13 protein-coding genes and 2 pseudogenes are annotated in these 14,412 nt (G+C 63.2%); 10 read left to right on the forward strand and 5 right to left on the reverse strand.

What is annotated here, in order from left to right; genetic code table 11:
- Positions 1-119 precede the first annotated feature (119 nt).
- Positions 120-623 carry an Lrp/AsnC family transcriptional regulator gene (locus ACVWY0_RS13610; RefSeq protein WP_320537683.1) on the reverse strand — a complete coding sequence of 168 codons (504 nt, stop codon included), beginning with the start codon at positions 621-623 and terminating at the stop codon, positions 120-122.
- 80 nt (positions 624-703) lie between these two features.
- Between ACVWY0_RS13610 and ACVWY0_RS13615 the strand changes: the two genes are divergently transcribed.
- The 7 genes from ACVWY0_RS13615 (at position 704) to rbsD (ending at position 7,230) form a co-directional block, all read left to right on the forward strand.
- Positions 704-871: a hypothetical protein gene (locus ACVWY0_RS13615; protein WP_485837156.1), complete on the forward strand. Its 168-nt coding sequence runs from the start codon at positions 704-706 to the stop codon at positions 869-871.
- A 433-nt stretch (positions 872-1,304) separates the two neighbouring features.
- Complete coding sequence (locus ACVWY0_RS13620; RefSeq protein WP_485837157.1) at positions 1,305-2,336, forward strand: LacI family DNA-binding transcriptional regulator; 1,032 nt, start codon at positions 1,305-1,307, stop codon at positions 2,334-2,336.
- Between the two features lies 1 nt (position 2,337).
- Positions 2,338-3,879: a sugar ABC transporter ATP-binding protein gene (locus ACVWY0_RS13625; RefSeq protein ID WP_485837158.1), complete on the forward strand. Its 1,542-nt coding sequence runs from the start codon at positions 2,338-2,340 to the stop codon at positions 3,877-3,879.
- Positions 3,880-3,941: 62 nt separating this feature from the next.
- On the forward strand, positions 3,942-4,913 hold the full coding sequence (locus tag ACVWY0_RS13630; protein WP_485837159.1) for an ABC transporter permease: 972 nt from the start codon (positions 3,942-3,944) through the stop codon (positions 4,911-4,913).
- Between the two features lie 63 nt (positions 4,914-4,976).
- Positions 4,977-5,921, forward strand: a complete 945-nt coding sequence (locus ACVWY0_RS13635) for a substrate-binding domain-containing protein (RefSeq protein ID WP_485837160.1) — start codon at positions 4,977-4,979, stop codon at positions 5,919-5,921.
- The gene (locus ACVWY0_RS13640; protein ID WP_485837161.1) at positions 5,918-6,850 is read left to right on the forward strand and encodes a ribokinase; all 933 of its coding nucleotides are present in this window, start codon (positions 5,918-5,920) and stop codon (positions 6,848-6,850) included. The genes ACVWY0_RS13635 and ACVWY0_RS13640 overlap by 4 nt, the downstream gene beginning before the upstream one ends.
- Positions 6,847-7,230 (forward strand): D-ribose pyranase, encoded by a 384-nt coding sequence (gene rbsD / locus ACVWY0_RS13645; RefSeq protein WP_485837162.1) that lies wholly within the window; start codon positions 6,847-6,849, stop codon positions 7,228-7,230. The genes ACVWY0_RS13640 and rbsD overlap by 4 nt, the downstream gene beginning before the upstream one ends.
- Before the next feature lie 37 nt (positions 7,231-7,267).
- Here the strand turns inward: rbsD and ACVWY0_RS13650 are convergent.
- Positions 7,268-7,447, reverse strand: a pseudogene (locus ACVWY0_RS13650) (AsnC family transcriptional regulator); the annotation flags it as partial.
- A gap of 93 nt (positions 7,448-7,540) precedes the next feature.
- Here ACVWY0_RS13650 and hisC point away from each other — a divergent pair.
- The 3 genes and pseudogenes from hisC to ACVWY0_RS13665 all read left to right on the forward strand — a co-directional run.
- A complete protein-coding gene (gene hisC / locus ACVWY0_RS13655; RefSeq protein WP_485837163.1) occupies positions 7,541-8,680 on the forward strand; it encodes a histidinol-phosphate transaminase in 1,140 nt (379 codons plus the stop codon).
- A gap of 55 nt (positions 8,681-8,735) precedes the next feature.
- A complete protein-coding gene (locus ACVWY0_RS13660; RefSeq protein ID WP_485837164.1) occupies positions 8,736-10,148 on the forward strand; it encodes an amino acid permease in 1,413 nt (470 codons plus the stop codon).
- Positions 10,149-10,397: 249 nt separating this feature from the next.
- Positions 10,398-10,970, forward strand: a pseudogene (locus tag ACVWY0_RS13665) (amino acid ABC transporter ATP-binding protein); the annotation flags it as partial.
- Positions 10,971-11,027: 57 nt separating this feature from the next.
- Here the strand turns inward: ACVWY0_RS13665 and ACVWY0_RS13670 are convergent.
- The 3 genes from ACVWY0_RS13670 to ACVWY0_RS13680 all read right to left on the reverse strand — a co-directional run bounded on the left by ACVWY0_RS13670 (position 11,028) and on the right by ACVWY0_RS13680 (position 14,315).
- On the reverse strand, positions 11,028-11,777 hold the full coding sequence (locus ACVWY0_RS13670; protein WP_485837165.1) for a S1C family serine protease: 750 nt from the start codon (positions 11,775-11,777) through the stop codon (positions 11,028-11,030).
- The gene (locus tag ACVWY0_RS13675; protein WP_485837166.1) at positions 11,774-12,499 is read right to left on the reverse strand and encodes a hypothetical protein; all 726 of its coding nucleotides are present in this window, start codon (positions 12,497-12,499) and stop codon (positions 11,774-11,776) included. Before ACVWY0_RS13675 ends, ACVWY0_RS13670 begins: the two co-directional genes overlap by 4 nt.
- Before the next feature lie 130 nt (positions 12,500-12,629).
- Complete coding sequence (locus tag ACVWY0_RS13680) at positions 12,630-14,315, reverse strand: nuclease-related domain-containing DEAD/DEAH box helicase (RefSeq protein WP_485837167.1); 1,686 nt, start codon at positions 14,313-14,315, stop codon at positions 12,630-12,632.
- Positions 14,316-14,412 lie beyond the last annotated feature (97 nt).

A 14,412-nucleotide genomic window follows, 5' to 3' on the forward strand; every position in this document is an offset into this window, starting at 1 on the left:
CAGGAATCTTGTGGGCTGGTTCACAGATAGGCAAGAGAGGTGGATTTGATTGGGATATTTGGCAGGGTAATACCGGTCCAAGTGAAAATTTGACCACTTGTGGTGTGCATCACTCCCACTTAGCTGGAGGGGCGGGATTCCTGCTCCGAGAGCCTGCTCAGGAGGCCGTCGTAGCGCGGTGGCATAAGTTCCAGCACGGAAATGGCCGTGCTGGTCCGCTGGATCCCCTCGATTTCCAGGATCTCGTTGGTGATGCGGTAGAGATCGGCCGTGCTGCGCGCCACCACCTTGGCCATGAGGTCCGCGTCCCCGGTGGTGGCGTGCACCTCGATGACCTCCGGGATCGCGGCCAGCCCGTCCTCCACCGCACCTGTCCGCGTCTGGCTGATGGACAGGGAGAGGAAGGCCATCAGGTCATAGCCCAGCGCGGCGGGATCCAGCCTCCGGCTGAAGGAGCGGAGGGCGCCGCTGCGCTCGAGCCTCGCCAGCCGGGCGTGGACCGTGTTTCGTGCGACGCCGAGCGTCCGCGAGAGTGCCAGGGCGCTGGCTTCGGGATCCTTGTCGAGGGCCAGGATGATCCTGCCGTCAAGGGAATCCAGGGTGCGGGGGTTCGGGATGGTCATATTTTCACCACAGACAGTAGATGTTGAGCAGAAGTCCCAATGGGTTGAGGGTATCTTGCATTGTGGGCCGGGTCACAATCATGATCGTTCCTCATGCCCGTGATCAGATCCTGACCGCACCGCACACCGCGCTTCACACCCTTCGTGGCGCCGTGGCCGGACTTCCGCCTTACGTCCCGGGCCGGCGCAGCGCCGGCAAGGGCATTGCGGGGCCCGATGAAGAGAGCGCATACCGGATGGCGCACTAATTGGGCGAGGGCGGTGAATTGCCGCGCCTGCTTGACTCGGTGTTCACGGCCCGGGTACCGGTTGTCGCAGTCCTCGCCAGTGTCGCCTTCGCCATTCTCACGGTTGGACTGGAGCTGGCTTCCCCAAGAAGGTCCTCCACGTCCTGCTCAACGGGGTTTTCGGGTCCCATCCGGGCCGACGCCGCTCCGGGCCAGCACGCGGCCGACGGCGGCGCCCGGTTGGCGTCCGGATTTGGGACCGGAGCGGCCGACGGCGGCTCCAGGTCGGCGCCCGGATTTGGGACCGGAGCGGCCGAGTGGAATAGGGGACAGTCGGACGATTTCGTGACGGTTGACACACGCCAATGCCTCTGTTTACACTTGTGGAAACGATCTCATGGAAACGATTCCATGAGCTGGATTTGGAAACCGTCCACACGAAGGAGTGTCTGCGATGACAAGCGTCACCATTAAGGATGTCGCAGCACTGGCCGGAGTCTCCCTGGCCACGGCATCCCGGGTGCTGTCCGGACACCCCGCCACATCCAGCGAATCCCGCGCACGCGTAAGTGCGGCCGCCGAGCAGTTGGACTTCCGTCCCAACGCCCAGGCCCGGAGCCTTCGTTCGGCCAGGACGAATGTGCTGGGTCTTCTGGTTTCAGACGTGCGGAACCCGTTCTTTGCCGATCTGGCGCATGCGGTGGAACAGGCGGCCCTAAAAACCGGGTACGTCATTCTCCTCGGCAACGCCAATGAACTCGAGGACCAGCAGAACCGGTTCCTGGACACCCTGATAGACCAGCGGGTTGATGGCGTGATCGTGGCGCCGCAGGGTGATGGCAAGGGTTCCATTAGTTCGCTTGTGAACCGTGGGATCCCCACAGTCTTCGTGGACCGAACAGTCGACGGCGTTGACGTCCCCAGCGTCACCACGGACAGCCGTCCTGGAATCAGCCAGGCGGTCCGGCATCTCGCGGATCAAGGACACCGGCGGATCGGTTACATCGCCGGACCGCAGTCAATTTCCACTGGTCGGGAGCGTTATGGCGCATTCGTGGGCGCCCTGCTTGAGGCCGGACTTGATCAAGACCCAGCCCTGACGGTTTTCGGCGACTTCCAGCTTGAGAGCGGCGCCGCAGCCACCGAGCGGCTGCTCCAGCTCAAGGACCCGCCCACGGCAATCCTTGCAGCAGACAGTCCCATGGCCGTGGGTGCCGTTGCGAAACTACACGAGCTCGGCGTCCGGATCGGTCTGGACGTGGCCCTGGTTGCCTTCGACAACATCAATTGGTTTGCCCTGCTCAACCCGGCGCTGAGCGTCATAGCGCACAGCGTGGAGGACATGGGCCGGATAGCGGTGGATCTGCTGCTGAAAGTCATCGACGGCGAAGAACCCCTCTCGGTGTCTTTGCCTAGCGAACTCATTATTCGCGAGTCATCCTTGCACCGTCATTCCGATCCAGTGAAAACCCAGAGGAAGAATTGAAATGACCGATCGCTCCTCCAACTCCAACGCCGCAGAGCATCCCGGCGAACCGCTTGTCACGCTGAAGAACATCAGCAAATCCTTTGGGCCCGTCAAAGTGATCAAGGACGTGACCGTCAATGTCTACCCGGGAAAGGTGCAAGTGCTCCTGGGTGAAAATGGCGCCGGAAAGTCAACCCTGATCAAGGTCATGGCCGGGGTTTACCAGCCGGACAACGGTCAGATCCTCATCAACAACGAACCGGTCACTCTCCCGAACACCCGTGCGGCGGAGGCTCACGGCATCGCCACCATCCACCAGGAACTAAACCTGGTGGGCAGCATGAGTGTCGCTGAAAACATCATGCTGGGACGCACGCCAAAGAAATTCGGGATGGTTGACCGGCGTGAACTGAGGCGTCAGGCCAGGATCGCTTTGGACCGCATTGGACTTCGCGTGGACGTGAACACCCAGGTGCGGGAGCTTGGCATCGCACAGCAGCAGCTGGTGGAAATCGCGAAGGCACTCAGCATCAACGCCCGGGTGCTGATTCTGGACGAACCCACGGCGGCGCTCACCAAACACGAAACAGAGAACCTGTTCCGGGTGGTGGAGGAACTCCGCGCGGAGCGCGTGGGCATGCTCTTCATCAGCCACCACCTTGAGGAAATTGCCGAAATCGGTGACTCCGTGTGTGTTTTGCGTGATGGTGAGTTCATCGCCGAAGTACCCGGATCCACCCACGAGGACGAACTGGTCCGGCTCATGGTAGGCCGCAGCATCGACGATCAGTTCCCTCGCCGCATCGTCGAGCCAGAAACCCCTCAGACTGTCCTCGCGGTCGAGGGCCTAGGGTCCAAGGGCCGTTTCAGCAACATTTCCTTCGACGTCAAAGCCGGCGAAATACTGGGCATTGCCGGTCTGGTAGGGGCCGGGCGGACTGAAGTCATCCGCGCCATCGCGGGTGTGGACAGGCACGACGCCGGCAGTGTCACAGTGCGCGGCAAACGGCTGCCCAAGGGTGACGTGGGGGCAGCCATAGCTGCCGGCATCGGGCACGTTCCCGAAGACCGGAAAGTCCAAGGCCTCGTGTTGGACGCCACGGTGAACGAAAACCTCGGTTACGCGACGTTGAAGTCCAGCTCCCGTATGGGCCTGGCCGACTTCGCCGGCCAACGCCAAAAAGCGGAGGAGATTGCCAAGAAGCTGCGCATCCGCATGCACAACATCGACCAGCCGATCCGATCCCTTTCGGGCGGTAACCAGCAAAAGGCCGTCTTCGGGCGCTGGATCATGGCTGCGTCTTCGGTGCTGCTGCTGGATGAACCCACCCGCGGCGTCGACGTTGGCGCCAAAGTGGAAATTTACGAACTGATGAACCAAATAACTGCCGCCGGCGGCGCCATCGTGATGGTCTCGAGCGAGCTTCCTGAAGTCCTGGGCATGAGCGACCGCATTCTCGTCATGCGCGACGGTGAAGTCGCCGGTGTGCTGCCCGCAGCCGATGCCACCCAGGATGCCGTCATGACCCTGGCGGCTTTGGATACGGATGAAGACCAATGAAAGCCCCAAATCCCGAGACGAAGACGTCACAGTCCCCATTGACCCAGACAAGGAACACCAACATGTCCACTGCAACCCTGACCCAGCCACATCAGGGCTTCGACGTCAGAAAGTTCCTGGCGAACAACGGCGCCTTGGTGGGCCTACTGGTACTGGCTCTGGCCCTGTTCATCATCACCCCCGACTTCCTTACCGGGCCCAACCTGCTCAACATCGGCATCCAGGTCTCCACCGTGGCCATCCTTGCCTTCGGCATGACCTTCGTGATCGTGGCCGGCGGCATTGACCTTTCGGTTGGGTCGGTGGCTGCCCTGAGCGCCATGGTATCCGGCTACATGTTTGTCTCTTCCGGTTTGCCCGGGGGCCTGGCCCTGCTTGTCGGCCTGCTGACAGGCCTGGTGGTGGGAACCGTCAACGGTGTTGCCAGCGCCTACGGAAAACTGCCCTCCTTCATCGCCACCTTGGCCATGCTCAGCATTGCCCGCGGCCTCACACTGGTCATCTCAGACGGCCGGCCCATCAAAACGGCACCGGAAGTTTCTTTCCTCGGTGGCAACATCGGCCCTGTCCCCACCCCAATCATCGTCCTGGTCATCGCGGCAGCTGTAGCCTCCTTCATCCTGAACCGGACCGTCATAGGGCGTTCAATGTACGCCGTCGGTGGCAACGCCGAGGCAGCCCGACTCTCAGGACTGCCGGTCAAGCAGATCACCGTCACTGTTTTTGCCCTGGCAGGGCTCTTCGCCGCCCTGGCAGGACTCCTGCTGGCCGGCCGGCTGGACTCCGCCCAGCCCCAGGCTGCGGCCGGCTATGAACTCGACGCGATTGCCGCCGTCGTGATCGGTGGGGCATCCCTCGCGGGCGGCCTCGGCCGGATCTCCGGCACGATCGTCGGTGCGCTGGTATTGGTGGTCATTCGCAACGGCCTGAATCTTCTCAACGTGACCTCCTTCTGGCAGCAAGTGGTGATCGGCGTCGTTATTGCCTTGGCTGTCGGCATGGACGTCCTTCGTCGAAAGACCCGTTCCAGCTAACGCTCCCAACAGATTTTCCAACCCGAATCATTTTTCCAAACCTCCAAGTCAAAGGACAGAACAATGAAGCTCTCCCTCACCCGCGCCCTCGCACTGACCGCCGTGGGCGGCCTCCTGCTTACCGGAGCCACGGCCTGCAACCGCGGCGGCGATTCAGCCGCAGCCGGCAATCCCAAAGTGGTTCTGGCACTTTCCACCCTGAACAACCCCTTCTTCGTCGAGGTCCGCGACGGCGCCCAGGCCGCCGCCAAGGCCGCAAACATCCAGCTGGATGTAGTGGACGCGCAAAATGACTCCGCAACGCAGGCCAACCAGCTTGCCAACGCCCAGACGTCGGGCGCCAAGGCCGTCATCGTCAACCCGGTGGATTCTGATGCAGCATCGGCATCAGTGACTGCCTTGACCAAGGCAGGCATTCCGGTAGTCGGCGTGGACCGCACGGTCAACAACGCGACCCTTACCTCTCTGGTGGCCAGCGACAATGTTGCCGGCGGCAAGCAGGCTGCGGAGGAGCTCGGTGCAGCGCTGGGCAAGCAGGGCACCGTCATCGTGCTGCAGGGCGTTGCCGGAACCTCCGCAAGCCGTGACCGCGGCGCCGGCTTCGCAGAGGGCATGAAGGCCTTCCCCGACATCAAGATTGTCGCCAAGCAGACCGCCAACTTCGATCGGGCAGCCGCATTGGATGTCACCACTAACCTGCTGCAGGCGAACCCCGGTGTCACGGGGGTCTTCGCTGAAAACGACGAAATGGCTTTGGGCGCAGTTCAGGCTTTGGGCGCCAAGGCCGGCAAGGACGTCAAGGTCGTTGGTTTTGATGGAACCACCGATGGGCTTGCCGCCATCAAGGCCGGCACCCTGGTGGCGTCGATCGCGCAGCAGCCGGCCAAGCTGGGTCAGTTTGCTGTCGAGCAGGCCGCGAAGGTCCTCAAGGGCGACAAGATCGACGCCACGGTCCCGGTGGGCGTCGTGACCGTGAACAAGACCAACGTGGGAGACTTCAGCAAGTGACAGAACAGCAAGGGCCAGGCGGAAAAGTCGCGGTAGTTGGCTCCATTAATCTGGATCAGGTAGTGCGCCTGACGCGTCACCCCTTGCCGGGGGAGACGCTGCTCGGCAGCTCGATCACACTGCTTCCCGGAGGGAAGGGAGCCAACCAGGCCCTTGCTGCGGCTCAATGCGGCGCAACTGTAAGCCTGGTCGGCGCGGTGGGTAACGATCAAAACGCCGCGCTTGCCACGGCACTCCTGGAAACCTCAGGGGTGGACCTCGGTGCCGTCAGGACTGTGGACGGAGCCACGGGGGTGGCTGTCATTTGCGTAGCGGATGGCGGCGAAAACACCATCGTTGTCATCCCGGGGGCCAACTCCTCGGTGGACGCCGAGGCGGTGGAACGGGCTGCTGCCCGGATTGCCGAAGCAGCCGTCGTGGTTCTGCAGGGTGAAATTCCCGCGGAGGGGATTGCAGCGGCGGCCAAACTTGCAACCGGGCGGGTGCTGCTGAACCTAGCCCCAGTGGTCGCCGTGGACCCCGCGGTTATCCGTGCAGCGAGCCCGCTGGTGGTCAACGAGCACGAGGGAGTCCTGGTGCTTGCGCAGCTGGACCCTCTCGCCCCGGTGCCGGCGGATGACGAGGCGCTGGTCGCCTCACTGCGGGCACAAGGGATCCCGTCTGTCGTCCTCACCCGTGGCGCGGACGGCGCCATCTGCTCAGACGGTGCGGGCACTCACCTGGTACCGGCCCCGACGGTCCAAGCAGTGGACACCTCGGGCGCGGGCGATGCCTTCGTCGGTGCCTTGAGTACGCGTCTTGCCGCTGGCGCGTCACTCCTGGAGGCTTCCCGCTATGCGGTCCGGGTCGGCGCATTCGCGGTGCAAGGACACGGAACCCAGCCGTCCTATCCGACCCTGGCCGATGTGCTCCCTGAGGTGAAAGCGTGAAGCGCCACGGAATTCTCAACGCCGAGCTCAACGCTGCCCTGAGCCGGCTGGGCCATGGCGACCTGGTTCTGCTCGCCGATTGCGGCATGCCCGCCCCTTGCGGGGTCCCGGTGGTCGACCTGGCGCTAGTCCAGGGCATACCGCGTTTTGACGACGTTCTGGCGGCACTAGTCGGGGACCTCGTGTTCGAAAGTGCCACGGTGGCGAAGGAAGGACGCGGCACGGACACTGAAAATTGGGTCGGCAGCCGCATCGGGCAACTGAGCTACGTCAGTCATGAGGAGCTCAAGGTCTTGTCCGGGTCGGCCAGACTGTTCATCCGGACAGGGGAAGCTACGCCCTATGCCAATGCGCTGTTGACCTGCGGGGTGCCTTTCTAGCCATCCCGGGAAACGTCTGCAACCCGAAGAGACGGATTCGGCTGAAGGAGCGGAGGGCGCCGCTGCGCTCAAGCCTCGCCAGCCGGGCGTGGACGGTGTTGCGTGCGACGCCGAGCGTGCGGGAGAGTGCCAGGGCGCTGGCTTCGGGATCCTTGTCGAGGGCCAGGATGATCCTGCCGTCGAGGGAATCCAGGGTGCGGGGTGTCGGGATGGTCATATTTTCACCACGGTTAGTAGAAGTTGAGCAGAAGTCCCAATGGCTTGAGGGTATCTTGCATTGTGGGGCGGGTCACAATCATGATCGTTCCTCATGACCAGTGATCAGCTCCTCATCGCACCGGACACCGCGCTTCCCACCCTTCGTGGCGCTGTGGCCGGACTCCCGTCTTACGTTCCCACCCTTCGTGGCGCTGTGGCCGGACTCCCGTCTTACGTTCCGGGCCGCCGCGGCGCCGGCACAGACATCGCAGCCCTCGCCAGCAACGAAAGCCACTACGCTCCGCTGCCTGCTGCCGCGGCTGCGGTGGCAGAAGCGGCCGGCACCATGAACCGCTACCCTGACAGTGCCGCCGTCGAGCTCCGCGAACGGATTGCCCGCCACCTCGGCGTCACGGCCGAAGAGATCGCGGTGGGACCCGGCAGTGTGGGCGTCCTCCAGCAGATCATCACCGGACTCTGCGACGCCGGGGATGAAGTGATCTTCGCGTGGCGCTCGTTCGAGGCCTACCCCATCCTGATTGAGCTGGCAGGCGCCCGGCCGGTCCGCATCCCGCTGGACGTCGATGAGGGCCACGACCTCGATGCCATGTCCGCGGCCGTCACTGCCCGCACGAAGGTCATCCTGCTCTGCACCCCCAACAATCCCACCGGCGTACCGATCAGCCACAGACGCATCGAGGCCTTCCTGCAATCCGTCCGCTCCGACATTCTCGTGGTGATCGACGAGGCCTACGTGGAATACGCCGAAGCGGGCAGCGGCCCCGATTCCCTGGCGCTCTACCGCCAGTACCCTAACGTCTGCATCCTGCGCACCTTCTCGAAGGCCTACGGACTCGCCGGCCTGCGCGTGGGATACGCCGTGGCGGCGCCGGGCATCGCCGAGGGACTGCGCCGGACCGCCCTTCCCTTCTCGGTGAGTGCGCTGGCCCAGAAGGCGGCCGTTGCGTCGCTGGACGCCGAGGAGGAGATGGAAACGCGCGTGGCCGCCGTCAAGCAGGAGCGCGCCAGGATGGCCGCGGAGCTGGAAGCCCAGGGCTGGAAGCTGCAGGCTAGCCAGGGCAACTTCCTCTGGATCCGTGCGGATGACGATCTCTGCGCGAGGCTGGTGGATGCGTTTGACCGCGCAGGCATCCTGGTCCGGGCGTACCAGGGAGACGGTGTGCGGATCACCGTTGCCAGCCCCGCCTCCAACGATCGCGTGCTCCGGCTCCTAGAAGCCCACGCAGCCTGAATAACCGATTGACCTGAAACCCCAATCCGTTCCACCTACAACCAGAGGACTCCCCATGGAACAACAGACAATGACGTCTGGCCGCGCACTGGGCGCCGCACTCAAACCCCGCCAGCTCACGATGATGGGCCTCGGAAGCGCCATCGGCGCGGGCCTCTTCATCGGCTCCGGCGCCGGCATCCAGGCTGCCGGGCCGGCCGTGCTCATCTCCTACCTCGTGGCCGGCACCCTCATCATCCTGGTGATGTGGGCCCTCGGCGAGATGGCCGCCGCCAATCCGGACAGCGGTGCCTTCTCCGTCTATACCGCCAAGGCCTACGGGCCGGTGGCCGGTGCCACGGTGGGGTGGCTCTGGTGGCTGCAACTCGTGGTGGTCATCGCCGCGGAAGCGCTCGGTGCGGCAGGCCTGCTGTCCACCATCTTCCCCGGCCTGCCGGTGTGGCTCATGGCCTTCGTGTTCATCGTGGTGCTGACCGCAGTGAACCTCACCAGTGTGAAGAACTTCGGTGAGTTCGAGTTCTGGTTCGCTTTGCTCAAGGTGGCAGCAATCGTCGGGTTCCTCCTGGTCGGCGCTGCCCTGCTCTTCGGCTGGCTGCCGGGCGTTCAATCGCCGGGCCTGGCCAACTTCACCGGAGACGGATTCGCGCCCAGCGGTTTCGCCGGAATTGCCACGGCACTCTTTGTGGTGGCTTTCGCGTTCGGCGGCACCGAGATCGTTTCCGTTGCGGCAGCTGAGACAGAGGAGCCGGCCCGCAGCGTGCGGAAGGCAGTCCGGACCGTGCTGTGGCGAATCCTGGTCTTCTACATTGGTGCGATCTTCGTTATCGCGGCTGTGGTTCCCGTGGGTTCGGCGGGGCTGAAGAGCCCGTTCGCCGCCGTGTTGGAGGCCGCCGGCATGCCCGGAGCAGCCACCGCCATCACCCTGGTAGCCGTCGCCGCACTGCTCTCCGCCCTCAACGCCAACCTCTACGGTGCCTCGCGGATGGCGTTCTCCCTCGCGGAACGGGGCGAAGCACCACGGCTGCTCGCTTCCGTGTCCAAGGCCCGGGTACCGGTTGTCGCCGTCCTGGCCAGCGTCGCCTTCGGCGTTGTCACGGTTGTGCTGGAGCTGGCTTTCCCCGAGAAGGTCCTTCCCATCCTGCTCAACATTGTGGGCTCGACCTGCCTATTGGTCTGGACGTCCGCGCTCCTCGCCCAGCTCGCGCTGCGCCTCCGCGCCGACCGCGACGGAACGGAACTTCCCCTGCGGATGCCCGGCTTCCCTTGGCTCACGTGCTTTGGCCTGCTCATCCTCGCGGCGATCTTCACGGTGGGCTTCATCGGCGAGGATTCACGTCCCCAGCTCCTGAGCACTTTCGCACTCGTGGCGCTTTTGGCGGTGGCAAACTGGCTCCACCACCGTTCCGGCAAGGCTGCGCCGCGTATCGAATCTTCGGACGGTGACAAGCAGCCGGTGCTTATCGACTGAATCAGGTGCTTTTGGACCACTTCGCGGGTTCCTTGCACATGGAGGGCGCGTCCGGTTTGTCCGGACGCGCCCTTGTCATGCATACCGGGGTTTCCGGCGTCGGGGAGGCGGGCTGGGGTTGCCGGAACCTGTCATGGCCGACGGCGGCACCCGTGCTGTGAGCCGGGGTCCGTGATCGTTCAGAAGTTCCGGCAGCGGCGGTTTTAAGGGCAGGCACGCCTTGAGATGTGGTGCCAAAAGTGGCACCATAACCACCTGGAACGGGTGGACGGCGGCCGGCTCTCGGTGGATGGCCAGCTGGTGGGCTACCGCCAGAAAGGGGACAAGCTTTACGAGCTCAAGCTCAAGGAGGCAGCGTTCCAGCGCCAGGAGATCGGGATGGTGTTCCAGCGGTTCAACCTGTTTCCGCACCTGACGGCGGTGGAGAACATCATCCTGGCCCCCATGCGGGTGAAGGGCATTTCCAAAGCCAAAGCAGTGGCCCGGGCCAATGAACTGTTGGAGCGCGTGGGGCTGGGGGACAGGGGCGATGCCTACCCGGCGCACCTGTCCGGCGGCCAGCAGCAGCGCGTGGCCATTGCCCGTGCCCTGGCCATGGATCCGAAGCTGATGCTCTTTGACGAGCCCACCAGTGCCCTGGACCCGGAACTGGTGGGTGAGGTGCTGGACGTCATGAAAGGACTGGCCAAGAGCGGCATGACCATGATCGTGGTGACCCACGAGATGGGGTTCGCCCGCGAGGTGGCGGACACGCTGGTGTTCATGGACGACGGCGTGGTGGTGGAGGCTGAACCGCCCCGCCAGGTCCTTAGCGACCCGTAGCACGACCGGACGAAGGCGTTTTTATCGAAGGTTTTGTGAGGGATGGGGCGGGCTGCGTTAAAGCTTCCCATCGCAATTGGCAGGACCCGAATAACTTCGCGGATTGGTCAAATATTGCCGCAGAACGTTGACTGGAACGGCGAACTGATCCCCGTCAGTTGCATAGACAATGCCCACGAGTTGGCCTCCGTCGTTTATGAGCGGGCTTCCCGAACTCCCGTGCTCAATTGGGGCGTCGTTGATCAGCATGGGCAGGGTCGACCAGCCGACGGGGTCCGCGCCGTAGCCCAGCACCTTGCCGTGGGTTGTCGTCAGCTGACCGCCGAGGGGAAACCCAATCGCCGTCACCTTTGAACCCAGTGGGGGGTTATCCGGGGCCAGTTGGATCTGCGTGGGCAGCGATTCCTTTGTCCAGACCAGTGCGAGGTCAGCCACCACAGCGGCGCCAACGGCGGTGACGGTAAGATCATGGCCATCGTAGGTGCTGACTTGTATCACCGCAGCACCACCGATGACGTGCCGATTTGTCACGAACACGTGATCTGAGATTGCGAATCCTGACCCGCTCGCGACGCTGCCACATCCGACATTACGTACACGCAAAGAAGCTTTCTCATAGTCCGAAAACCCATGGGGTACGACGGGTGCGGTTGTTGGGACCACGGCGGGCCTGCTGATGGCACTTCCGGCAGGACTTTCGCTGACTCGAGCCGGCGGCGGGACAGGAAGGAAGGCACATCCCGATAGGACGGCGCATGTAAGCGAGGAAAATGCGGTGTATCGAAGACCGGTTTTGCATAGTTTCATCGGCCGGCCAATTTCCTTGACAAGTCATCGCTGGCGGAACGCGCTTGGTTGCAGCCGGTGTTGATTTGGCGGGCGTAGTCTCCCAGCGCAACTGGATCGTAGGACGCATACTTGACGAGATAGGTTTGAAGTGTCTGTAAGTCTCGGATGCAAGCATCCATACCACTGGTCACTGACCGCGACAAGACCAAAATCGTAGCGTAGTAGGCGGCTTCATCACCGGTTTGGGCTTTTTCATTCGAAAGGGATCGGATTCGATCCGATGCCGTATTGTACTGCGCAGTCATGTCACCCAGTTGGCTGCGAAGGTCGGCCGCTTGCTTGCTCAGATCGTTGCGCTGAGTTGTCATTGATACGAGCTTGGCATCTGATTCCTGCGCCGAATTTCGCCATTCCTGTGCCGAATTGGTTGAGTAAGCCAATCCAGCAGCCAGTCCGGCGGCTATCACGCTCAAAGCAATAATTGATACGACGAAGGGCCACCGCTTTATGGGTTTCCGGGGGGATGGCGCAGTCAGATCACTGGTTGGATTTTGCGCATCTGTCCGTGGAATCTCCGCCAGGCCGGGGCGGGTGGTGATTCGCGGCAACTCATCGTCGGGCTGTGATTGGGAGTTACTCTTGGGCTGGCTGCTCGTGGTCCGAGTCCGGAGTAGGACCCAGACGAGGAAAGCGACGATTAGCAATAAAGCGCCCAGCACTGTTGCCCATTCGACTGACACGTCGCGCTCCTCTCAATCTGTTGTTGTGGTGAAAGAAGTATGACCCACCGCGCCGACATTTTTTGGCTGGAGCGCCATCTAATTTATGCCTCTCGGGAATCCCTAAAACTGTTCGGCATCGCTCCTGCGCTTAACCCTTCTCGAAGAGTGACGTCCACGTCTGCGCCCGCCCCAACACGGCCTTCAGCTCCCGGCCGCCGGCTTCCTCCAGCAACGCGGAATCGCCAACCACCACCAGCAAACTCCGCGCCCGGGACAGCCCGACGTAGAGCTGCTCGGCCGCCCGGTCCATGTCCTTGAAACCGTTGACGCAAAGCACCACCACGGACCGTTCCAGTCCTTTGAATCCCAGCACGTGGCCGTAGAATTCGGCGTCCCCAGCGTGGAACTCACGCCAGTACTCGTCGGTGGCGTTGCGCTGGTAGAAGTCCAGATGGATCGGGTGCCGGTCCTTGGTGGTCAGCAGTGCAATCTGGTTGTTGGCCCAGCCTTCATTGATGAGCGCGTCGACACAGTCTCCGGCCACATCGAGTGCCTGGTCGGTGGGGCAGTCCACCACCCGGACGGGCAGTCCCGAACTGCCACGCGGCGTGAAGTGCTCGCCGGAGAAAGGCTTGAGCGTTTCGGCGATCTTGCGGGTATTGCGCAGGTTGTCATCTATGTGGATGGGGACAAACGTCGCGGTGGGGCCGAAGGCCAGATCCGCCGTCGCGCCTCCCCACCTGCGGTAGACGTCCTGGCGGTCGTCCATATAGGCGTACACCTCGCCGCCGTCGGGGTCCTTGGTGCAGGCGAGCAGCGCATCCCACCACAGCGGGGCGAAGTCCTGGGCTTCATCGACGATGACGGCATCCAGTCGTTCGTGCGGATCCATTTTGGCTGCTAGTTCCTTCAGCATGTGGGGCATGTCGACGTCGAAGTAGTCCTGCCCGGAGCCATCCGGAACCCCCAGCCCGCGGACGTATTCGTGGAACTCACCGGTAAACACGGGCTTGGCCTGACGCCACGTGGACACTCGATCCTGCAGATACTGGCCGAGGCCCCTGTTGTAGCAAAAGAGGCCCACGCGTTTGCCTTGCCTGCTCTGCAGCCGTGCCTTCTCCACTGCCAGCCAGGTCTTTCCGCTGCCCGCTCCGCCGGTGAAGCGGATCCGGCGGAGTGACCGGGTCGCCTGGAGCAACACGGCCTGACGCTCGGTGAGGTGATCCTGGGCAGCCTCATCTTCCTGGGGATTGCCGGAGGTCCCGACAGCGGTGTCCAGGTTTCCACTCAGCTGACGGACGATGCGTTCCAGGAACGCCGGGGCCAGCGGGGCGGCACCGCCCCCTTCGTTCTCGATCGCGCGCCGCACCAGCTCAGCGGGGGACCTGCTCTCGGTCTGGTCGAGGATCAGAGCGCGGGGGCAGCCGGCCATGGTCCATTCACCGGGCACGTCGGTGTAGGGAAGGCTGACCATGTACACACAACGGCTACTCACGCGCGAAACGAGCTGGATTTCGAGCCAGTTCTTGAGCGCGTGGAGCGAGCTTTGCGTCTGCGCCACGGCGCTCTGAATCTTGCGCTTTCGGTTTCGGTCTGACTGGTACCACTGCCCGTCGGCGATGGTGACGTGTCCGCCTTTGACTTCGATGGCCGCCATTCCCAGTCCAGGCCAGAGGACAAGCAGATCAATCTCGTATTCGTTCCGGCCATCGCGTAGCTGGACGGAGTGTGCCAGGACGGCGTCGTCGGGGAGGCTGTTTTTCAGAGCGGTCCAGACCGCCTTCTCCGCGAGCTGTCCATCGCCGAATTCCGGGTCCTCCGGTATGCACCTCAATGACGCCCCCCAAAAACTGATGAACCGGCTGTCCGGTTAGCACTGCTGCAACGTTAGCCGGCAGCAGCTGCTCGCTGCGGCGACACGAACTCTCTCT

Source organism: Arthrobacter sp. UYNi723 (assembly GCF_054057635.1).